18 protein-coding genes and 2 tRNA genes are annotated in these 21,115 nt (G+C 70.1%); 8 read left to right on the forward strand and 12 right to left on the reverse strand.

Translation table 11 applies throughout. From position 1 onward, the window contains the following. Positions 1-67 precede the first annotated feature (67 nt). The 5 genes from clpX to ACFWRV_RS17470 form a co-directional block, all read right to left on the reverse strand. A complete protein-coding gene (gene clpX, locus ACFWRV_RS17450) occupies positions 68-1,366 on the reverse strand; it encodes an ATP-dependent Clp protease ATP-binding subunit ClpX (protein WP_007448932.1) in 1,299 nt (432 codons plus the stop codon). A gap of 156 nt (positions 1,367-1,522) precedes the next feature. Continuing rightward, on the reverse strand, positions 1,523-2,206 hold the full coding sequence (locus tag ACFWRV_RS17455) for an ATP-dependent Clp protease proteolytic subunit (RefSeq protein WP_006124415.1): 684 nt from the start codon (positions 2,204-2,206) through the stop codon (positions 1,523-1,525). A gap of 82 nt (positions 2,207-2,288) precedes the next feature. Beyond that, the gene (locus tag ACFWRV_RS17460; RefSeq protein WP_366817271.1) at positions 2,289-2,894 is read right to left on the reverse strand and encodes an ATP-dependent Clp protease proteolytic subunit; all 606 of its coding nucleotides are present in this window, start codon (positions 2,892-2,894) and stop codon (positions 2,289-2,291) included. A 314-nt stretch (positions 2,895-3,208) separates the two neighbouring features. Next, positions 3,209-4,624 (reverse strand): trigger factor, encoded by a 1,416-nt coding sequence (gene tig / locus ACFWRV_RS17465; RefSeq protein WP_384335129.1) that lies wholly within the window; start codon positions 4,622-4,624, stop codon positions 3,209-3,211. 150 nt (positions 4,625-4,774) lie between these two features. Then, positions 4,775-4,851: transfer RNA gene (locus ACFWRV_RS17470), tRNA-Pro, on the reverse strand. Between the two features lie 189 nt (positions 4,852-5,040). On the opposite strand from ACFWRV_RS17470, the gene ACFWRV_RS17475 reads away from it, so the two are divergent. Continuing rightward, positions 5,041-5,114: transfer RNA gene (locus ACFWRV_RS17475), tRNA-Gly, on the forward strand. 71 nt (positions 5,115-5,185) lie between these two features. Here the strand turns inward: ACFWRV_RS17475 and ACFWRV_RS17480 are convergent. Beyond that, positions 5,186-5,380, reverse strand: a complete 195-nt coding sequence (locus ACFWRV_RS17480) for a hypothetical protein (protein ID WP_026290750.1) — start codon at positions 5,378-5,380, stop codon at positions 5,186-5,188. Positions 5,381-5,880: 500 nt separating this feature from the next. Between ACFWRV_RS17480 and ACFWRV_RS17485 the strand changes: the two genes are divergently transcribed. Beyond that, positions 5,881-7,047: an acyltransferase family protein gene (locus tag ACFWRV_RS17485; RefSeq protein ID WP_384335132.1), complete on the forward strand. Its 1,167-nt coding sequence runs from the start codon at positions 5,881-5,883 to the stop codon at positions 7,045-7,047. An 89-nt stretch (positions 7,048-7,136) separates the two neighbouring features. On the opposite strand, the gene ACFWRV_RS17490 is transcribed toward ACFWRV_RS17485, so the two are convergent. Beyond that, entirely contained in the window at positions 7,137-7,637 is a 501-nt protein-coding gene (locus tag ACFWRV_RS17490) for an HD domain-containing protein (protein ID WP_384335135.1), read from the reverse strand. Between the two features lie 236 nt (positions 7,638-7,873). Between ACFWRV_RS17490 and ACFWRV_RS17495 the strand changes: the two genes are divergently transcribed. Further along, on the forward strand, positions 7,874-9,058 hold the full coding sequence (locus ACFWRV_RS17495; protein WP_384335138.1) for a cation:proton antiporter: 1,185 nt from the start codon (positions 7,874-7,876) through the stop codon (positions 9,056-9,058). A 129-nt stretch (positions 9,059-9,187) separates the two neighbouring features. Here ACFWRV_RS17495 and ACFWRV_RS17500 read toward each other — a convergent pair whose 3' ends face one another. The 3 genes from ACFWRV_RS17500 to ACFWRV_RS17510 form a co-directional block, all read right to left on the reverse strand. Then, a complete protein-coding gene (locus ACFWRV_RS17500) occupies positions 9,188-10,282 on the reverse strand; it encodes a PP2C family protein-serine/threonine phosphatase (protein WP_384335354.1) in 1,095 nt (364 codons plus the stop codon). Positions 10,283-10,441: 159 nt separating this feature from the next. Next, the gene (locus tag ACFWRV_RS17505) at positions 10,442-11,275 is read right to left on the reverse strand and encodes an Fpg/Nei family DNA glycosylase (protein ID WP_384335141.1); all 834 of its coding nucleotides are present in this window, start codon (positions 11,273-11,275) and stop codon (positions 10,442-10,444) included. Between the two features lie 277 nt (positions 11,276-11,552). Beyond that, positions 11,553-12,041, reverse strand: a complete 489-nt coding sequence (locus tag ACFWRV_RS17510; RefSeq protein WP_384335144.1) for a ribose-5-phosphate isomerase — start codon at positions 12,039-12,041, stop codon at positions 11,553-11,555. A 260-nt stretch (positions 12,042-12,301) separates the two neighbouring features. Here ACFWRV_RS17510 and ACFWRV_RS17515 point away from each other — a divergent pair, with 260 nt between their 5' ends. Further along, positions 12,302-13,735, forward strand: a complete 1,434-nt coding sequence (locus ACFWRV_RS17515) for an amino acid permease (RefSeq protein ID WP_384335147.1) — start codon at positions 12,302-12,304, stop codon at positions 13,733-13,735. A gap of 110 nt (positions 13,736-13,845) precedes the next feature. Continuing rightward, positions 13,846-15,138 (forward strand): FAD-binding oxidoreductase, encoded by a 1,293-nt coding sequence (locus tag ACFWRV_RS17520; protein ID WP_384335357.1) that lies wholly within the window; start codon positions 13,846-13,848, stop codon positions 15,136-15,138. Between the two features lie 7 nt (positions 15,139-15,145). Here ACFWRV_RS17520 and ACFWRV_RS17525 read toward each other — a convergent pair whose 3' ends face one another. Continuing rightward, complete coding sequence (locus tag ACFWRV_RS17525) at positions 15,146-15,739, reverse strand: biotin transporter BioY (protein WP_010062978.1); 594 nt, start codon at positions 15,737-15,739, stop codon at positions 15,146-15,148. A 287-nt stretch (positions 15,740-16,026) separates the two neighbouring features. On the opposite strand from ACFWRV_RS17525, the gene ACFWRV_RS17530 reads away from it, so the two are divergent. The 3 genes from ACFWRV_RS17530 (at position 16,027) to ACFWRV_RS17540 (ending at position 20,387) form a co-directional block, all read left to right on the forward strand. Then, a complete protein-coding gene (locus tag ACFWRV_RS17530) occupies positions 16,027-17,529 on the forward strand; it encodes an amino acid permease (protein WP_384335150.1) in 1,503 nt (500 codons plus the stop codon). Between the two features lie 121 nt (positions 17,530-17,650). Continuing rightward, positions 17,651-19,114, forward strand: a complete 1,464-nt coding sequence (locus ACFWRV_RS17535; RefSeq protein WP_384335153.1) for an amino acid permease — start codon at positions 17,651-17,653, stop codon at positions 19,112-19,114. Positions 19,115-19,316: 202 nt separating this feature from the next. After that, positions 19,317-20,387: a glycerophosphodiester phosphodiesterase family protein gene (locus tag ACFWRV_RS17540; protein ID WP_384335156.1), complete on the forward strand. Its 1,071-nt coding sequence runs from the start codon at positions 19,317-19,319 to the stop codon at positions 20,385-20,387. A 17-nt stretch (positions 20,388-20,404) separates the two neighbouring features. Here ACFWRV_RS17540 and ACFWRV_RS17545 read toward each other — a convergent pair whose 3' ends face one another. After that, the gene (locus ACFWRV_RS17545; protein ID WP_384335159.1) at positions 20,405-21,076 is read right to left on the reverse strand and encodes a Dps family protein; all 672 of its coding nucleotides are present in this window, start codon (positions 21,074-21,076) and stop codon (positions 20,405-20,407) included. Between the last annotated feature and the right edge of the window lie 39 nt (positions 21,077-21,115).

Genomic DNA, 21,115 nt, shown 5'->3' on the forward strand with positions numbered 1-21,115 from the left:
ACGCCGAAGGGGCGCCCACCGGTTCATCCGGTGGGCGCCCCTTCGGCGTTGAGCGGTGGCGGTGTCGCTACGCGGACTTCTCGTGGCGGCCGCCGTCGTTCTTGCCGATCGTGCGCGGCTCGCGCGGGACCAGCGTCGGGTTGACGTTGTTGCGGACGACGTCGGGCGTGATGACGACGCGGGCGACGTCCTTGCGGGACGGGACCTCGTACATCACGGACTGGAGGACTTCCTCCATGATCGCCCGCAGTCCGCGCGCTCCGGTCTGGCGCAGGATCGCCTGGTCGGCGATGGCCTCCAGGGCCTCGCGCTCGAAGTCCAGCTCCACACCGTCGAGTTCGAAGAGGCGCTGGTACTGCTTGACCAGGGCGTTGCGCGGCTCGATGAGGATCTGGAGCAGGGCCTCGCGGTCCAGGTTGTGGACCGAGGTCAGCACGGGGAGACGGCCGATGAACTCGGGGATCATCCCGAACTTCACCAGGTCCTCCGGCATGACCTCCTGGAACTGGTCGCTCGCCTGGATCTCCAGCTTGGAGCGGATCGTGGCGCCGAAGCCGATGCCCTTGGCGCCGGCCCGGGACTCGATGATCTTCTCCAGGCCGGAGAACGCGCCGCCCACGATGAACAGCACGTTCGTCGTGTCGATCTGGATGAACTCCTGGTGGGGGTGCTTGCGTCCGCCCTGCGGCGGGACGGAGGCGGTGGTGCCCTCCAGGATCTTCAGCAGGGCCTGCTGCACGCCCTCGCCGGAGACATCGCGGGTGATCGACGGGTTCTCGCTCTTGCGGGCGACCTTGTCGATCTCGTCGATGTAGATGATCCCGGTCTCGGCCTTCTTGACGTCGTAGTCGGCCGCCTGGATCAGCTTGAGCAGGATGTTCTCGACGTCCTCGCCGACGTAGCCGGCCTCCGTCAGCGCCGTCGCGTCCGCGATCGCGAACGGGACGTTGAGCATGCGGGCCAGCGTCTGTGCGAGGAGCGTCTTACCGGAACCCGTGGGGCCCAACAGGAGGATGTTCGACTTGGCGAGCTCGATCGCGTCCTCACGATTGGCGCCGCCGCCGTTCTCCCCGGCCTGGACCCGCTTGTAGTGGTTGTACACCGCGACCGAGAGGGCCTTCTTCGCGGGCTCCTGCCCGACGACGTACCCCTCCAGGAACTCGTAGATCTCGCGAGGCTTGGGAAGCTCTTCCCAGCGCACCTCGCTCGTCTCCGCGAGCTCCTCCTCGATGATCTCGTTGCAGAGATCGATGCACTCGTCGCAGATGTACACACCGGGTCCCGCGATGAGCTTCTTCACCTGCTTCTGGCTCTTTCCGCAGAACGAGCACTTGAGCAGGTCGCCGCCATCACCGATGCGTGCCACGAGGTGCTTCCCCTTCGCCTGGGAGACGCCTGGTTCAGCGGCTCCTGGTGCCTCTATCCGACGGTACCTTGCCTGGGCCCCCGTTCGGGCCCCCCTTGGCACGGTTCACACGGCCGTGGTCGTGCAAACGGAATGTGCCAAGGGGAAAGACCGACGTCAGAGCGATGCGCCCGCGGTGGTCTTGCGGGTGGAAACGATCTGGTCGACCAGACCGTACGCGAGGGCGTCCTCGGCCGTGAGGATCTTGTCGCGCTCGATGTCCTCGCTGATCTTCTCCAGCGGGGTCGTCGAGTGCCGGGCCAGCATCTCCTCCAGCTGCGTCCGCATGCGGAGGATCTCGTTGGCCGCGATCTCCAGGTCGGAGAGCTGCTCGCGGCCCGTCTGCGAGGACGGCTGGTGGATGAGCACCCGGGCGTGCGGGAGCGCCATGCGCTTGCCGGGGGTGCCCGCGGCGAGCAGGACGGCGGCCGCGGAGGCCGCCTGGCCCATGCAGACCGTCTGGATGTCCGGCTTCACGAACTGCATCGTGTCGTAGATCGCGGTGAGCGCGGTGAACGAGCCGCCGGGGCTGTTGATGTAGATCGAGATGTCGCGGTCGGGGTCCATCGACTCCAGGCACAGGAGCTGCGCCATGACGTCGTTGGCCGAGGCGTCGTCGATCTGGACGCCGAGGAAGATCACGCGCTCCTCGAAGAGCTTCGCGTACGGGTCGTACTCACGCACACCCTGCGAGGTGCGCTCCACGAAGCGCGGGACGACGTAGCGGTTGTCCACCTGCGGGCCGGTGTAGAGGCCGCTCGCGGAGGCGCCGGAGAAGTTGTTCATGTGGGTGTTCACCATCCTGGTGGCGTTCTGGGGCTGGAGGTCTCGGCGTGGGAGACGGTGGTGCGGGAGTGGTGCCGACGGTCCGGTGGATACCGGATCAGGCACCGGTGCCGCCGCCGCCCGGGATGCCCGACGCGAACGTGATGATCTCGTCGATGAGGCCGTAGTCCTTGGCCTCCTCCGCCGTGTACCAGCGGTCGCGGTCGCCGTCGCGGATGATCGTCTCGACGGTCTGGCCGGAGTGGCGGGCGGTGATCTCCGCCATCCGCGTCTTGGTGCGGAGCAGGTACTCGGCCTGGATCTTGATGTCCGAGGCCGTGCCGCCGATGCCGGCCGAACCCTGGTGCATGAGGATGTCGGTGTTCGGGAGCGCGAAGCGCTTGCCCGCGGCGCCGCCGGTGAGCAGGAACTGGCCCATGGAGGCGGCCATGCCCATGCCGATGGTGACGACGTCGTTGGGGATGTACTGCATGGTGTCGTAGACCGCCATGCCGGCCGTCACCGAACCACCGGGGCTGTTGATGTAGAGGTAGATGTCCTTGTCCGGGTCGGCGGCAAGGAGGAGAAGCTGTGCGGTGATCTTGTTGGCGATGTCATCGTCGACCTGCTGACCGAGGAAGATGATGCGCTCGCCGAGCAGTCGGCTGTAGACCTGGTCACCGAGGCCTCCACCGAGGGACGGCTCTCCGGCGGCGTAGGGCATCAGATTCGTCACGTATCCACCTGCTCGTCTCTGACGGCTCCGGCCGTCTCAGCGTCTTCGTACCGGGCGGGTGAAGCCACTGCTCCACCCTTCCTCTTCATGGACCCTAACGCGCAGGTGGGACAACGCCATCCCGCTTCCGCAACTGTTCGCTGGGAGCGCAAGGTCCGCAGTGGGCACAAGGGTTCCGGGGCCGCACAGCGATACGGCGGGCGGGATGCGACGGGGATACGGCGACGGGCCCCGGACGCGCGATGCGTCCGGGGCCCGTCGTACCGGTCAGCGCGAGGCTGTCCTGGGGATCAGGGCGAGGCTCAGGCCTCGTTCTTCTCCTCGGCCTTGTCGTCCGCCTTCTCCTCGGTGGCGGCCTCGGCCGTCTCCGTGGTCTCGGCGGTGTCCGCGGTGTCCGCGGTGTCCTCGTCGTCCTCGAGGTCGACGACCTCACCGTTGGTGTCGACGACCTTGGCGGCCTCGACGACGACGGCGAGCGCCTTGCCGCGGGCGACCTCGCCGACGAGCATCGGCACCTGGCCACCCTCGACGACGGCCTGGGCGAACTGGTCGGGGCTCATGCCGGAGGAGGCGGCGCGCCGCATGAGGTGCTCGGTGAGCTCCTCCTGGTTGACGTTCAGCTTCTCCTTGTTGACGAGCTCGTCAAGGATGAACTGGGTCTTGATGCCCTTGATGGCCTGCTCGGAGGTCTCGTTCTCGAACTCCTCCAGGGTCTTGCCCTGGATCTCGAGGTACTTCTCGAGGTCGAGGCCCATCTGACCGAGCTGGTGGTGCTCCAGGTTGTGCTTGCGCGTCTGGACCTCGTCCGCGAGCAGCTTCTCCGGGATCGGGACCTCGGCGAGCTTCAGCAGCTCCTCCAGGACGCGCTCCTGGGCCTGGGTGGCCTGGTCGTACTGCTTGGTGGTCTCCAGGCGCTTGCGGCTGTCGGCCCGCAGCTCCTCCAGCGTGTCGAACTCGCTGGCCATCTGGGCGAAGTCGTCGTCCAGCTCGGGGAGCTCACGGGCGGCGACGGCGGTGACCTTGACGGTGACCTCCGCGGCCTTGCCCTCGGCGGAGCCGCCCTTCAGCTCGGAGGTGAAGGTGGCCTCGCCACCGGCCTCCAGGCCGGTCACGGCCTCGTCGATGCCGTCGAGGAGCTCGCCGGAACCGATGGTGTACGAGACACCGGCGGCCACGCCGTCCTCCAGGACCTCACCGTCGACCTTGGCCTCCAGGTCGATCGTGACGACGTCGCCGTCGGCGGCGGCGCGCTCGACCGGGTTGGTGGAGGCGAAGCGCTCGCGGAGCTGCTCCACGGCCTTCTCGACCTCTTCGTCGGTGACCTCAAGGGCGTCGACGGTGACCTCGATGCCGGAGTAGTCCGGGATCTCGATCTCGGGGCGTACGTCAACCTCGGCGGTGAAGGCCAGCAGCTCGCCGTCCTTCAGCTCGGTGATGTCGACCTCGGGCTGGCCGAGGACGTTCAGCTCACCCTCGTTGACCGCCTCGGTGTAGAACTTCGGGAGGGCGTCGTTGACGGCCTCCTCCAGCACCGCACCGCGGCCGAACCGCTGGTCGATGACCCGGGCGGGGATCTTGCCCTTGCGGAAGCCCTTCACCGTGACCTGCTGGTTGATCTTCTTGTACGCCGCGTCGAGGCTGTCCTTGAGCTCCTCGAAGGGCACCTCGATGCTGAGCCGAACCCGAGTCGGGTTCAGGGTCTCCACGGCGCTCTTCACGGTTCGGTCTCCTTGGTGGCTGACTTCTTGGGGTTCTGCTGGGCCGCCGAGTGGCGGCTTCGCGGACCGAGCCCGGTACATCAGACACACGGGCACGCATTTTGCATAGTAACGGCAAGGGGGAGGACTCCCACAATGCGATCTTGCTGGTGGTCGGGGTGGCCGGATTCGAACCGACGACCTTCCGCTCCCAAAGCGGACGCGCTACCAAGCTGCGCCACACCCCGTCGGTGCGACACGTAGGGTACATGCACGGCGACCGTGGATCCGCCGCTTTACGGAGCGGCTCCACCGGGTCGGGTCCGGTTCCGGCACGGGACCGGTCGGGCGGCCGGCACAACGGGTGTGCGGGCACCGCCGCCGACCCGCTACGATGCTCTTCGTGCCGCGGTCCACGGACCTGCGGTGCGGCGCTTGCGGGCGTAGCTCAATGGTAGAGCCCTAGTCTTCCAAACTAGCTACGCGGGTTCGATTCCCGTCGCCCGCTCCATGCAGTCGAGGGCCGGGCCGGTGTGTGATTCTCCGGCCCGGCCCTCGTGCTTCTCGCTGCTTCGCGGTGCCTCAGAAGCTGATCTGGTTGATGGTGTCGGCTATCGAGTTCATGAACCTGTTGATCGACGGGGCCATGCCGGTCGATGCCAGGAAGAAGCCGAAGAGCACGGCGACGATCGCGGGACCGGCCTTGATGGAGCCGCCACGGATCATTACCACCAGGATGACCGCGAACAGCAGCACCATAGACAGTGAAATAGCCACGTCTGATCACACCCTCGGTCGGTCCGCCTTGCCGGCCCGGAAGCGTGCACCACCGCGCGCCCCGTCGCCTCCATCGTGCCACCAACTCCCCCGTGGTTGCTGCCGGGTGACGGAACGGACTGACGGGATCCCGCCATCCTTCACGGTCGGCGCCGGCGCGGTGACGGGCGCCGGGCGGGGGCCCGCGCCGCCCGGGGCCCGGGAAGCGCGCGGGAGCCGCGTCACCCTCGGGCTCCCTGTGCGTCGGCTGTGAAATCCCGGCGGCCGAATATCCACCGCAGTGATCGTTTCCGCATCCCCACACTTCGTTCACAGCCAATTGACGGCGTGGATGCGATGTAATTCACTCCGGCCAACATCCTGGCGATATGCCCTATTTAAGCGGGATCAAGTGTGTCATAGCGGGCGGTGTTCGACGGTTTCGCATTCGAATAGAGGGGAACACGCGATATCTCCCCGCGGTTTTACGCAAGGCAATCGACCGGTCTAAGGTGCCTGAGATGTTCCAAGCTCCGAGCCTATTTCAGAGGGCCCCGCTCCCCCCGGCGACCCGGGAGTCGGAGCCCAGACCTGAGCGGACGCTCACCGCCACCGCCGCCCGGCCCGCTCCCGGGACCAGCGCTCCGGCCGCCGCCGCTCCGGCGCCCGCGGCGGCGAAGAAGCGCGATCCCTACTTCGACAATGTGAAGTATCTGGCCATCGTCCTCGTCGCGGTGGCCCACGCCTGGGAACCCGTGATGGACGGCAGTCGCGCAGCCCGGGCGCTGTACATGATCGTGTACATGTTCCACATGCCGGCGTTCATCCTCATCTCCGGCTACTTCTCCCGGTCGTTCGACATGACGGCACCCAAGGTGAAGCGGCTGATCACCTCGGTAGCGGTGCCGTACGTGCTGTTCGAGACGGCCTATTCGCTCTTCAAGCGGTACGCGGACGATGCGCCCGACATGGCGATCAGCCTGATAGACCCGTTCTTCCTGACCTGGTTCCTGATCGCCCTGTTCATCTGGCGGGTGACCACGCCGATCTGGCAGACGATTCGCCATCCGCTGCCGGTGGCGCTCGCCATCGCCATGCTCGCCTCCGTCTCCCCCGACATCGGCGACGACCTCGACCTCCAGCGGGTGCTGCAGTTCCTGCCGTTCTTCGTGCTCGGGCTGCTGATGAAGCCCGAGCACTTCCAGCTGGTCAGGCGGCGCGAGGTGCGGCTGCTGTCCGTGCCGCTGTTCGCCGGTGCGCTGCTCTTCGCGTACTGGATCGCCCCGCGCATGCAGCTCGGCTGGCTCTACCGCGCCAACAGCGCGCAGGAGATGGACGCCCCGTGGTGGTCGGGCGCGGTGATGACGCTCGCGATGTTCGGCTGCGCCCTGGTGCTGACGATCGGCTTCCTGGCCTGGGTGCCCGGCAGGGCGCGGTGGTTCACGGTGCTCGGCGCCGGAACGATCTGCGGCTATCTGCTGCACGGCTTCCTGATCAAGGGGGCCGAATACGCGGGCCTGTTCGACCGCTACACCTGGCTCTCCGATCCCGTCGGCCTCGTCGTGGTCTCGCTCGTGGCGGCGGTGGCCGTGACGCTCATGTGCACCCCGCTGGTGGGCCGCGCGCTGAAGTGGGCCACCGAGCCGGACATGAACTGGGCGTTCCGCAAGGGGACCGCGAAGCGCTGAGACCTCGCAGGGCCCGCCGCCGCACGGAGCCGGCCGGCGCTCCCCCCGCCGCTTTTCCCTGATCCACCCGCAGCCGGGGCGCGGGTGGATCAGTGCGTCTCCGGGTTGGCCGGATTCTTTCGGTCCGGGGGTGATTCGTCGCCGACCAGCCCCAGCAGCCCTCGCACCTGCGCATACTTCGCCGCCAGCCGGGTACGGGTCGCCGCGTCCAGGACCGCGAGGCGGGCGGGATCCGCGTTGTGGGCGAGGTCCGCCTCCTTGATGAGCAGCGCCCCCGGGGTGGCCAGGATCCGCGCGGCGTACGAGGACAGCTCCTCCCCCGGCCGCTTGGTCACCGCCAGGACCATGTCCTTCACCTCCTGCGGCAGGGCGGCGGCGGCCAGCCACCGGGCGGAGAGCGCGGCGTCCTCGACCGCGTCGTGCAGCCAGGCCGCCGCGATCTGCCCGTCGTCGCCGCCGCGTACCCGTACGCCTTCGGCCACCGCCGCCAGGTGTTCCACGTACGGGCGGCCCGCCTTGTCGGTCTGCCGCGCGTGGGCCTCGCGGGCGATGGCCTCCACCTCGGAGACGCTCAGATGCCGTCCAGTCATGGGCTTGAGCCTACGACCGCGCCCGGGGCCGCGACCGAACCCGCTCCGCCCCTGGGGCTGTTGACGCGGCACCCTCGCGAACCAAGCGGACAAAAGCTGACAATCTGACGGAGGCATAGTTGCAGCGTCAATCATTCGGTAAACTAATTACTGATGGAATCTTGATGCCCCCTTGACCAGCTCTTGACCGACCCCGAAGGACCAGGCTCATCGGACACGCAGACACCCTCATCGCCATGGGCGGCGCCTTCCTGGCCGCTGCCGTCCTCGCCCGCCTCGGCGGCCGTATCGGGCTGCCGACGATCCCCCTGTTCATCCTGGCCGGAATCCTCCTCGGCCCGCACACCCCCGGATACACGCTCCTCTCCAACCCGCACGACCTGGAGATGCTCTCCGCGCTGGGACTCGTCCTCCTGCTCTTCTACCTGGGGCTCGAGTTCCACATGGACGACCTCAAGACGGGTGGCCGGAAGATGGCCATCGCGGGCGGTACGTATCTCGTCCTGAACGTCGGCGCCGGTCTCGTCTTCGGCTTCGCGCTGGGCTGGGGCACCTCGGAGGCGCTGGTCCTGGCCGGCGTCCTCGGCATCTCCTCGTCCGCGATCGTCACCAAGATCCTGGTGGACCTCGGGCGCATCGGGAATCCGGAGACCCGTCCGATCCTCGGCATCATCGTCGTCGAGGACATCTTCCTCGCCCTGTACCTCGCCGCGCTCCAGCCGATCCTGTCCGGTGCGGACAGCCTCTCGGCCGCGCTGATCGACGGCGGCAAGGCCTTCGGCTTCCTGCTGCTGCTCGCGCTGGCGGCCCGGTTCGGCACCAAGCTCATCGGCAAGCTCATGAACACCAAGGACGACGAACTGCTCGTCATCTCGTTCCTGGGCGCCGCCGTCTTCGTCGCCGGTGTCTCCGAGATGTTCGGCGTCGCCGACGCGATCGGCGCGTTCATGGTCGGCCTGATGCTCGGCTCCACCTCGTCCGGCGACCGCATCCTCAAGCTGGTCCACCCGCTGCGGGACGCGTTCGGCGCGATCTTCTTCTTCGCCTTCGGCCTCTCCATCGATCCGGGCGACCTTCCGAGCGTGCTGTGGCCGGTGGTGGCGGCCGTGGTGCTGACCCTCGCCATGAACATCGCGGCCGGACTCGCGGCGGCGAAGGTCTACTCCTTCGGCGCGCAGGCCACCTCCAACATCGCCACCACGCTGGTCGCCCGCGGTGAGTTCGCGCTCATCCTGGCCACGATGGCGGCGGCCGCCGGACTGGACGAGCGGCTCTCGCCGTTCATCGCCGGTTACGTCCTCCTGCTCGCCGTCCTCGCGCCGCTGGCCGCCGGACGCTCGCACTGGCTGGCCCGCATCCTGCCGGGCGGCCGCAACAAGGACGACCACCAGGACCAGGAGCAGGTTCCGGTGTCGGTCTGAGCACCACCGGCCGAGCCGCACGGCTCAGCACCACCGGACGGCGGAGAGGCGCCCCGATACCCGGCCCCCGGGTGACGGGCGCCTCTCCGCCGTTCAGGGGCCGGTGGGAACGGCGTCCGTGCTAGAGCTCTAGGCCCGGCGGGAGAGCAGCAACAGGGCCCGGTCGTCGTTGACGTCCTTGGCGCAGGCCTCGATCAGATGCCAGGCAGCGCCCTCGAAGCCGGTCGAGACATAGCGGTCGGCCTCGCCCGTCAGCCGGTCGATGCCCTCCGCGATGTCCCGGTCGGAGGCCTCCACCAGACCGTCGGTGAACAGCATCAGGACGTCGCCGGGTGCGAGCGAGCCCTTCACCGCGTCGAACTCGGCCCCGTCGTAGACGCCGAGCAGGGGCCCCTCCCCCGACTTCTCCTCCCACTGCCCGCTGCCCGCGTGCAGCTGGAGGGCGGGCGGGTGGCCCGCGGAGTAGATCTCGTAGTCGCCCGACTCCAGGTCCAGCACGAGGTGGATGGAGGTGGCGAAGCCCTCGTCCCAGTCCTGGCGCAGCAGATAGCCGTTGGCGGCGGGCAGGAAGGCGTGCGGGGCCAGCGAGCCGAGGAGCCCGCCGAAGGCGCCGGACAGCAGCAGGGCCCGGGAGCCCGCGTCCATGCCCTTGCCGGAGACGTCGGTGAGGACGGCCTCCAGGGTGCGGCCCCCGTGGGTGCGGGCCGCGACGACGAAGTCCCCGGAGAACGACTGGCCGCCGGCCGGGCGCAGCGCCATCTCGCGGTGCCAGCCCTGCGGCAGCCGGGGCAGGGAGCTCTGCACCCGGATGCGTTCGCGCAGGTCGAAGAGCATCGTGCCGCCGCCCCGCCAGGGCACGCCGACCCGGGCCCGGAACTGGGCGAGGACCAGCCCGAAGAACCCGCAGGCGGCGACCACGAGGACGGTGCCCGGGGTGACTCTGGCCGGGCCGTCCAGGTACGGGCCGAGGGTCAGCGCCTCGATGATCAGGGCTACGGCGGCCGTCGCGTACAGGCCCAGCAGGCTGGCGGGGCGCAGCACGAGGCCGCCCGCCACGATGGGCAGGGCGAGGGCGGCCGGGTCGATCCAGAGCGGGCTGGCGACGGTGGCGAAGGTGATGGCCGGGATCGTCAGCAGCAGACCGGCCAGGGCGATCCAGTCGGAACCGTCGCCGCGGAAGTAGTCGACCCCGGATTTGCGCACACCGATGCGGACCCGGTGCATCTTTCTGCGCCACCGGGCCCAGAAGTCGTCTGCTCCTCCGCTACTGGCCACTGCCGGGACCTTATCCACCCGAACGCCTCCGGTGCAGGGGGACCCCGGTGACAATGCGCTCGAAACGGGGTCGTCCACGCGTTCCCGTCCGCCTTCTTCGGACGGCTTTCAGCCTTTTCCGCCGCCGGAGGGGGCCGGCGGCTGGCACCGAGGGCACCAGAAGAGGTTGCGGGAGACGAGGTCCGCGGTGCGGATCTCCGTACGGCAGAGGTGGCAGGGCAGATTCGCGCGCCGGTAGACGTAGACCTCGCCGCCGTGGTCGTCCTTGCGGGGCGGGCGGCCCATGGCCTCGGGGAGGTGTTCGGGGCGGACGGTGTCGATGCGGTTGTTCCGCACGCCTTCGCGCATCAGGTCGCCGAGGTCCGCCCAGATCGTGTCCCACTCGGCGCGGGTGAGGTCGCGGCCCGTGCGGTACGGGTCGATGCCGTGCCGGAAGAGGACCTCGGCGCGGTAGACGTTGCCGACGCCCGCGATGACCTTCTGGTCCATCAGCAGCGCGGCGATGGTGGTCCGGCTGCGGGAGATCCGCTGCCAGGCGCGCTCCCCGTCCTCGTCGCCGCGCAGCGGGTCCGGGCCCAGGCGCTCGTGTATCGCGTGCTTCTCGGGCCCGGTGAGCAGGGCGCAGGTGGTGGGGCCGCGCAGATCCGCGTAGTGGCCGGCGTTGACCAGGCGGAGGCGGACGGTGTCGGTGGGCGGCGGGGGCGGGGCGGCGCCGAAGCCGAGCTTGCCGAAGAGGCCGAGGTGGATGTGGACCCAGCCGGTGTCCCCGAAGCCGAGGAAGAGGTGTTTGCCGTGGGCGTCGGTGGCGGTGAGGGTCCGCCCGTCGAGCAGGGCCGCGCTGTCGGAGAACTTGCCCTGCGGACTGCTCACCCGTACCGGTGCGCCCGCGAACCGTTCGGCGTGGTCGTCGGCGAGGCGGCGGATGGTGTGTCCCTCGGGCACGGCGGGCTGCTCCTCGTGGAGATACGGGCGACGGGGTGGGCGGTGACATGACCGTGGCGCCGGGCGGGACCCCGCGGCCCGGGAGTGGGGTGGGGCGGGGTCAGCCCGGCTGGGGGTGGTGGGCCGGGATCGGGGGGGGGGGGCGGGTGGGGGGTGGTTGTGGGCCCCGCGTGCGGGGGGGTGCGGGTGCGGTTGGTGCGGGGGCGGGGGGGGGGGGGGTACCCGGCGGGGCGGGGGGGGGGGCCCCCGCGCCCCACGGAAGTGGGGTGGGGCGGGGTCAGCCCTGCTGGGGGTGGTGGGCCGGGATCGGGGGGAGCTCGCCGGTGGTCTCGTACGCCGAGAGCATCTCGATGCGGCGCGTGTGGCGCTCCTCGCCGGAGTACGGGGTGGAGAGGAAGATCTCGACGAACTTCGTGGACTCCTCGACCGTGTGCATCCGGCCGCCGATGGCGACGACGTTGGCGTTGTTGTGCTCGCGGCCGAGGGCGGCGGTCTGCTCGCTCCAGGCCAGTGCGGCGCGGACGCCCTTGACCTTGTTGGCGGCGATCTGCTCGCCGTTGCCGGAGCCGCCGATCACGATGCCGAGGCTGTCCGGGTCGGCGGCCGTCTTCTCGGCGGCACGCAGGCAGAACGGCGGGTAGTCGTCCTGGGCGTCGTAGATGTGGGGGCCGCAGTCGACGGCCTCGTGGCCGTGGGCGCCGAGCCACTCGACGAGGTGGTTCTTGAGTTCGTAGCCGGCATGGTCGGATCCGAGGTACACGCGCATGGTGCGAAGTGTGGCACGAACTTCGCGGGGTATCCGTCAGCGGGGCCTGCGACCCCATCCGATGATTCGCAGGCCTGAGCCCGATTTTGTGTGGCGAACGCCACTTGGGCAACGATCCGGCAAACGATCCGAAAGAGGGGGTTCCCCTTCCGCCTTGTATCGGGCTTGAATGCGTGGCCTTGTCTTCGCACACCCCACGGGCACCACCCGACGGCGGAGCAGGGCACACCCTCATGCTCGAAAAGGTAAGGAATCCCCCCATGACGTCGCAGACGACGCTGGCGAAGCCGGGCCAGGAGCCCGGCGAGCCGGACCGGCCGGACTCGTCGGGCGGGCTTCAGGCAGGCCTGAAGAACCGCCACCTCTCGATGATCGCGATCGGCGGCGTGATCGGCGCCGGGCTCTTCGTGGGATCGAGCGCGGGCATCGCGGCCGCGGGTCCGGCGATCCTGATCTCGTACGCGATGGTCGGCCTGATGGTCGTCCTCGTGATGCGGATGCTCGGCGAGATGGCGGCCGCCCGGCCGAGCTCCGGCTCCTTCTCCGCCTACGCCGACCAGGCGCTCGGCCGTTGGGCCGGTTTCTCCATCGGCTGGCTCTACTGGTTCTTCTGGGTCGTGGTCCTGGCCGTCGAGGCCACGGCGGGCGCGAAGATCCTGGAGAGCTGGATTCCGGGCGTGCCCCAGTGGGCCTGGGCGCTGATCGTGATGGTCGTGCTGACCGCCACCAACCTGGTCTCGGTGAGCAGTTACGGCGAGTTCGAGTTCTGGTTCGCCGGGATCAAGGTCGTGGCGATCGCCGCGTTCGTGGTCGTCGGCTTCCTCGCGGTCTTCGGGTTCCTGCCCGGTTCGGACAACCCGGGGTCGGGTCTGGCGCATCTGACGGACAGCGGAGGGTTCTTCCCCGAGGGGCCGGGCGCGATCCTGACCGGTGTGCTGATGGTCGTCTTCTCGTTCATGGGCAGTGAGATCGTGACGCTGGCCGCCGGCGAGTCCTCGGACCCGCAGCGCGCCGTCTCGAAGGCCACCAACAGCGTGATCTGGCGTATCGCCGTCTTCTACCTCGGCTCCATCTTCGTCGTGCTGACGCTGCTGCCGTGGAACGACCCGTCGATCATGGAGAAGGGCAGCTATGTCGCCGCCCTCGACTCGATCGGGATCCCGCAGGCCGGCAACGTCATGGACTTCATCGTGCTGACGGCCGTGCTGTCCTGCCTCAACTCCGGTCTGTACACGGCCTCCCGGATGGCGTTCTCGCTCGGCGAGCGGGGGGACGCCCCGAAGTCCTTCGCCAAGGTCAACAAGCGCGGTGTGCCGCAGGCGGCGATCCTGTCCTCGGTGGTCTTCGGCTTCGTGGCGGTGTTCTTCAACTACCAGTGGCCCGACACGGTGTTCCAGTTCCTCCTGAACTCCTCCGGCGCGGTCGCGCTCTTCGTGTGGCTGGTCATCTGCTTCACCCAGCTGCGGATGCGCGGGATCATCCTGCGCGAGACCCCCGGCAAGCTGGTCGTACGGATGTGGCTCTTCCCGTACCTCACCTGGGCGACGATCGCGGCGATCTCCTTCGTCCTGGTCTACATGCTGACCGACGACACCGCCCGCGAGCAGGTCGTGCTGTCGCTGCTGGTCGCGGCCCTGGTGGTGGGCATCTCGCTGGTCCGGCAGATGCGCGGCCGCAAGACCGTCACCAAGTGACCGTCGGCCGTCCGCCACGAATCGTCGTCCATACCTGACAGGCGTTGTCAGGTATGCCGGGAGAAGCTCTCCTTCGCACCGCAGAAACGCGAGCGAAGGAGAGCTTTTCCCTGTCGTCCCGGCCCGGCGGGTCCGCCCCCGCCAGCTTCCAGACCGGCTTCCCGATCCGCCCCGACCGGCTCGTCGAGGCCCGTACCCCCGACGACGTGCGGGAGGCCGTGGCGTACGCAGCCGAGCGCGGGCTCCGCGTGACCGCGCACGCCACCGGGCACGGGCTGCCCGGAGCGGTCGAGGGCGGTGTCCTGGTGGTCACCCGCGCCCTGGACTCCGTCACCGTCGACCCGGTCGCCCGCACGGCCACGATCGGCGCGGGAGCGACCTGGGGCGCGGTGACCGCGGCGGCGGCCCCGCACGGTCTCGCCCCGCTCAACGGCTCGTCGCCCTCGGTGGGCGCGGTCTCGTACACGCTGGGCGGCGGACTGGGCATTCTGGCCCGGCAGTTCGGGTACGCCGCCGACCATGTCCGGGCGCTGGAGGTGGTGACCGCCGACGGTGTTCCGCGCCGGGTCACGCCGGAGCGCGAGCCGGAGCTGTTCTGGGGGTTGCGCGGCGGCGGGGGCCGGCTGGGGGTGGTGACCTCGCTGGAGATCGGCCTGGTGGCGGTGGAGCGGCTGTACGGGGGGTCGATCGCCTTCGACGGGGAACGGGCGGCCGAGGTGGCGGCCCGCTATCTGGAGTGGACCCGGAGCGTGCCGGAGAGCCTGACGTCCTCACTGGCCGCGCTGCCCTACCCGGATCTGCCGCAGGTGCCCGAGGAGAGGCGCGGGCGGTACGTCGTCTCCGTGCGGGTCGCCTTCACGGGGGACGCGGCCGAGGGTGAGCGGCTGGTGGCCCCGCTGCGGGCGATCGGGCCCGCCCTGGAGGACTCGTTCCGGGAGATGCCGTACCCGGAGAGCCCCACCATCCACAACGACCCGCCGTTCCCGCACGCGTACTACGGGGAGGGGCTGATGCTCCGGGGACTGGACGCGGAGCGGGCCGCGCGGGTGCTGGAGCTGACCGGGCCCGGGGCGCCGACGATGAACGTGGTGCAGCTCAATCACCTCGGCGGGGCGTCTGCCGAGCGGCCTCGGGTGGCGAGCGCGGTGCCCTACCGCGACGCGGGTTTCCTGCTGCGGCTGCTGTCGCCGCTGGACGGTACGGACGTGCCGTCGGTGCGCTCGCTGTACCGGGAGGTGTCCGGGGTGCTGGGGCCGCTCGTCCAGGGGCGCGCGGCCAACTTCTGCTTCGGCGGCGGGGACCGCACCGCCGGTTTCCATGAGCCGGAGACGGCGAAGAGGCTCGCCGGTCTGGTCTCCCAGTTCGATCCGGCGGGCCTCTTCGGGGGTCCTTACGAGGGCTGAGGGCTGGTCAGCCGCGGCGGCCCAGCAGCTTCCAGGTGGTGGGCAGGAGGCCCATGGCCAGGGCCGCCTTCAGGGCGTCACCGATCAGGAACGGGGTGAGGCCGGCCGCGACGGCGGCGCTCAGCGACATCCCGGTGGACAGCGCGAGGTAGGGCACGCCGATGGCGTAGATGATCGCGGAGCCGAGGACCATCGTGCCCGCCGTGCGCAGTACGGAGCGGTCGCCGCCGCGGCGGGCGAGGGCGCCGACGACGGTGGCGGCCAGGAGCATGCCGAAGACGTAGCCGAGGGACGGCATGCTCCAGCCCGAGGAGGCCTCCGCGAACCACGGCATGCCGGCCATGCCGACGAGCGCGTACAGGGCGAGGGAGAGGAAGCCGCGGCGGGCGCCCAGCGCGGTGCCGATGAGGAGCGCGGCGAAGGTCTGGCCGGTGACCGGGACCGGGGAGCCGGGGACCGGGACGGCGATCTGGGCCGCGATGCCGGTCAGGGCCGCGCCGCCGAGGACGAGGGCCGCGTCCACGGCGTAGCGGTGCCGGGCTGCGGGCAGCAGGTCGGCGAGGACCGCTCCGGAGCGGACGGGGGCGGCAGCAGTGCTCATCGGGACTCCGCGGGTGAGGGCAGGTGGGCCGGGGCGGCCCCCGGCGGTCGGGGTGGGGTCGGGCTCCGCCGACGTTAGCCCACGAGTGAACGCTCGATCACCATCAGCCGCCCACAAAGCGGCGGTTGATGGGTTGGTGGGATTCACACAAACCCTGCGGCGCAATCGCGTTCCCGCGTGACGCTCGTCACTGAGGTGGGGCGGGTGGGGGTCCGTTTTGGCGGCAGAGGGATCGCGGCCGCAGACTGTAGGTTCCCCATAAATGATCCGAGAGTGAACCGCACCCCATGCACGAGGCTTCCTCCACCCCCGCCGCGGCCCCCGCGCCTCCCGCCGAGCCGCTGTCGCACGGGCTCAAGCAGCGCCATCTGACGATGCTGGGGCTCGGCGGGGTGATCGGGGCGGGGCTGTTCGTGGGATCGGGCGCCGGGATCGCGGTGGCGGGGCCCGCGATCGTCGTCTCGTATCTGATCGCGGGGGCGCTCGCGATGCTGGTGATGCGGATGCTGGGTGAGATGTCCGCCGCGATGCCCGCCTCCGGGTCGTTCTCCGTGCACGCGGAGCGGGCGCTCGGCCGGTGGGCCGGGTTCAGCGTCGGCTGGCTCTACTGGTTCCTGCTGGTGGTGGTCCTCGCCGTGGAGGCGACGGCGGCCGCGCAGATCGCCCACGGCTGGGTGCCGGGCATCGAACCCTGGGCGTGGGTGCTGCTGTTCATGGTGGTCTTCACCGCGGCGAACCTGACTGCGGTGAAGAACTTCGGCGAGTTCGAGTTCTGGTTCGCCTCCTTGAAGGTCGGCGCGATCGTCGTCTTCCTGGTGCTCGGACTGCTGGCGGTCCTCGGGTGGCTCCCGGACACCGACCCGGTCGGGATGACCAACCTGACCGGGCAGGGCGGCTTCCTGCCGAACGGCTGGGGCGGGGTCGTCTCCGGTGTGCTGACCGTGGTGTTCGCCTTCGGCGGTCTTGAGGTCGTCACCATCGCCGCCGCCGAGACGGACGACCCCGCGCGCGCGGTGGGGCGGGCGGTGCGCAGCGCGGTGGTGCGCATCCTCTTCTTCTACGTCGGCTCGATGCTGGTGATCGTGACCGTGCTGCCGTGGACCGCGCAGCAGGCCGGGCTGAGCCCGTATGTGAAGGTGCTGGACGCGATCGGGGTGCCGTCGGCCGGGCAGATCATGAACATCGTGGTCTTCGTGGCGCTGCTCTCCGCGCTGAACGCCAATCTGTACGGCTCCTCGCGCATGATCTTCTCGCTGGCGGAGCGCGGGGAGGCCCCGCGCGGTCTGCTGAAGGTCTCGGGCGGCGGCTCGAAGGGCGGGGGCGCCTCGAAGAACGGCGGCTCCGACGGCTCCCGGGAAAGGGCGGGCGGTGTGCCGCGGCGGGCGGTGCTGGCCTCGGTGGCCTTCGGCTTCGTCTCCGTACTGCTCAACCTGCTGTGGCCGGACACGGTGTTCCTCTACATGCTCAACTCGGTCGGCGCGGTGCTGCTGTTCGTCTGGGCGCTGATCGCCGCCTCCCAACTGCGCCTGCGCGCCCGGCTGGAACAGGAGGCTCCCGACGCGCTCGCGCTGCGGATGTGGTGGTTCCCGTATCTGACCTGGGTGACGCTGGCCGGGCTGTTCGGGGTCCTGCTGCTGATGCTGACCGACGACGCGGCACGCCCGCAGGTGCTGTGGTCGGGCGGCGCGACGGCGCTGGTGCTGCTGGTGGCGGTGGGGCGTCAGAGGCGGGAGCGCAAGGGGCCCCGGCCGGGGCATGAGCGCGAGGGCCCGGCGTTTACCGATCGGTAGGCGCGTGTGCACCTTGTGTGAGCCTGGTGACCGTATAGCGGACAGCCATTCCGTGTGAGCGGTACGGATGCCCAGACTGTGGGTTCGTCCCCATGTCTCGGCTACCGAACAGAGCTCGTCCATGCCTCGGACCTCCGCGTCTCCCCCCACCGCTGACTCCGCGGCCCCCGCAGGGCCCTCGACGGACTCCGCGCTCACCCACGGCCTCAAGCAGCGTCACCTCTCGATGATCGCCCTCGGCGGGGTGATCGGCGCCGGGCTCTTCGTGGGCTCGGGCGCCGGGATCGCCGCGGCCGGGCCCTCGATCATCGTCGCGTACGCCATCTCCGGGCTGCTCGTCATGATGGTGATGCGCATGCTCGGCGAGATGTCGGCCGCCAACCCCGCGTCCGGCTCCTTCTCCGTGCACGCCGAGCGGGCGATCGGCCCGTGGGCCGGGTTCACCGCGGGCTGGTCCTTCTGGTTCCTGCTCTGCGTCGCCGTCGGCCTGGAGGGCATCGGGGCCGCGCAGATCGTCAGCGGCTGGCTGCCGGGGACCCCGGAGTGGGCCTGGGTCGCCCTGTTCATGGTGATCTTCCTGGGTACGAACCTGGCCGCCGTGAAGAACTTCGGCGAGTTCGAGTTCTGGTTCGCCGCGCTCAAGGTCATCGCGATCACGCTGTTCCTGGTGCTCGGCCTGCTGGCGATCCTCGGCGTCCTGCCCGACACGGACGCGCCGGGCCTCAGCAACCTCACGGGGGACGGCGGTTTCCTCCCCAAGGGCACGGACGGCTTCATCATCGGGCTCCTCGCCTCCGTCTTCGCGTACGGCGGTCTGGAGACCGTCACGATCGCGGCGGCCGAGTCCGAGAACCCGGTGCAGGGCGTCGCGAAGGCGGTCCGTACGGCGATGTGGCGCATCGCGGTCTTCTACATCGGCTCGATGGCGGTCATCGTCACGCTGGTCCCCTGGGACGACCCGAAGGTCGCCGAGGTCGGCCCGTTCTACGCGATGCTCGACCACCTGGGCATCGGCAGCGCCGCGCAGATCATGAACGTGGTCATCCTCATCGCGCTGCTCTCGGCGATGAACGCCAACATCTACGGCGCGTCCCGCATGGCCCGGTCGCTGGTCGCCCGTGGCCAGGGCCCGTCCGTCCTCGGGAAGATCTCCTCCGGGGTGCCGCGCAACGCGGTGCTGTTCTCCTCGGTGTTCGGTTTCCTGTGCGTGCTGCTCAGCTACTGGCGGCCGGACGACGTCTTCCCCTGGCTGCTGAACATGATCGGCGCGGTGATCCTGGTGGTGTGGATCTTCATCGCGGCCTCCCAGCTGATCCTGCGCGGCCGCACCGAGCGGGAGGCGCCTGCGACGCTGGTCGTGCGGATGTGGTTCTTCCCCATCGGCACGATCGTCGCGCTGGCGGCCATGGTGGGCATCTTCCTGCTGATGCTGCGCCAGCCGGACACCCGGGACCAGCTGCTGGCCACGGGGGCGCTGACGTTGGTGCTGATCGGCCTCGGCCTCCTGCAACAGCGGCGGCGGGGCGGCGGCGGCACCGGCGACGGCACGGGCACCGCGGGCGAGATCCCGGCGCAGCGGCAGTAGTTCCCGCACGGCCTCTACGAACGCCGGGCTCCTCCTCGTACGATCGGGGCGGAGCCCGGCGTTTCGGCGTCTCGCGCTCCGGTGTGCGGTTCCGGTGCGGCGGGTACCCGTGACCAACAGGACATCGCCGGGCCGGGTGCCGTACGCCGGGCCGTCATCCGCCCTCGCTTCCGTGGTGGCTCCACCCACCCGAGGAGCCGTCATGTCCGTTGCCCCCAGGCGTCGTTCGATCCTCCTGGCCACCGCCGCCGTCACCGCCGCGGCCACCGCCCCGGCCGTCGCCGCCTCCCCCGCGGGCCGGCGCCCCCACCACCCGTCGGGCCCGCTGGTCATCGGGCACCGCGGGGCGGCGGGCTGGCGGCCCGAGCACACCGCCGACGCGTACACCTACGCCGTACGGGCCGGAGCCGACTGGATCGAGCCGGACCTCGTGCCGACGAAGGACCATGTCCTGGTCGTGCGGCACGAGAACGAGATAGGCGGGACCACCGACGTCGCCGACCGCCCGGAGTTCACCGGCCGCCGCACCACGAAGACGGTCGACGGCAAGGCGGTGACCGGCTGGTTCACCGAGGACTTCACGCTGCGCGAGCTGCGGACGCTGCGCACGGTGGAACGGCTGCCGCTGGTCCGCGACCGCAACACGGTCTTCGACGGGCGGGGCCGGGTGCTGACGTTCCAGGAGGTCGTGGACCTGGCCCGGCGGCTGTCGCGGGAGTCGGGCCGGCGGATCGCGGTGTTCCCCGAGACGAAGCACCCGACGTACTTCCGCTCGATCGGGCTGCCGCTGGAGGAGGAGCTGATCCGGGTGATCCGCCGCAACCGGCTGACCGCCCGGGACTGTGTCGTGCAGTCCTTCGAGCCCGCGAGCCTGCGCCGGGTGGCCGCCGCCCGCCTCGGTCTGCCGTTGTGGCAGGCGCTGGGCACGAGCGGCGGCCCGTACGGGCACGGCATCACCTACCGGGACATGATGACCCCGGCCGGGCTGCGCGAGATCGCCTCGTACGCCGACTGGATCGGCCCGGACAAGTCCTCGCTGGTCCCGCCGAACACCCTGCTGGCGGACGCCCACGCGGCGGGCCTGAAGGTCGGCGCGTACACCTTCCGGGCGGAGAACCAGTACCTCCCGGCCGCGTACCGCCGGGGCACCGACCCCAACGCGTTCGGCGACGCCTTCGCCGAGTACGCCTTCCACTACGGGCAGGGCGTGGACGCTGTGGTGACGGACTTCCCGGACATCGCCGCGCAGGCCAGGGACGACCTGCGGGCGTAGCGTCCGGCAGGCGCTTCTCAGCGGGTGGTGCGCCGGCTCGACGTGGTCTTCTTGACCGCCTTCTTGGCGGTCGTCTTCGCCGGAGTGGGCAGCGCCGTCTTCTTGGCCGGGGTGCGCTTGGCGGCGGCCCGCTTCGGGGACGCCGCTTCGGCCGCCGCCTTCTCGGTTTCGGCTCCGGCGTTCGACAGGGTGCCGGAGCTGGACTCCAGGTGGGCCCGGACGAACCACTGGAACTGCTCCAGGCCGCGCAGGTGCTCGATGAGCAGGTCCTCGGTGACGGGGTCGATCTCCCCGGCCTTCTCGACCGCCTCGCGGTGGCTCTCGATGATCCCCGTGTAGACGAGGTCCAGGGCGCCGAGGTGGGCGATGGCGTCGGCGCGGCCGACGCTGTAGTCCTCCCAGGTGCGCTCCCTGACCAGGGCGCCCGGCGTGCCGGTCGGCTCGCCGCCGAGGGCGGAGATGCGCTCGGCGGCGGCGTCGGCCATGTCCCGTACGGCGGCGGTCTGCGGGTCGAGCATCTCGTGGACGGCGATGAAGTGCGGTCCGACGACGTTCCAGTGGATGTGCTTGAGGGTGAGCGCGAGGTCGTTGAGCGCGTGCAGACGCAGCGTCAGGAGGTCGATGATCCGTCGTCCCTCGTCGACGCCGAGGCCGGGGACGGTGTAGCGGGGGGTGCGTGCGGGGGCCATGAGCTCCTCTTCCTGAAGACGATTCTTTCTGGCGACGAT

The sequence above is a fragment of the Streptomyces sp. NPDC058576 genome (assembly GCF_042718715.1).
Classification (GTDB): domain Bacteria; phylum Actinomycetota; class Actinomycetes; order Streptomycetales; family Streptomycetaceae; genus Streptomyces.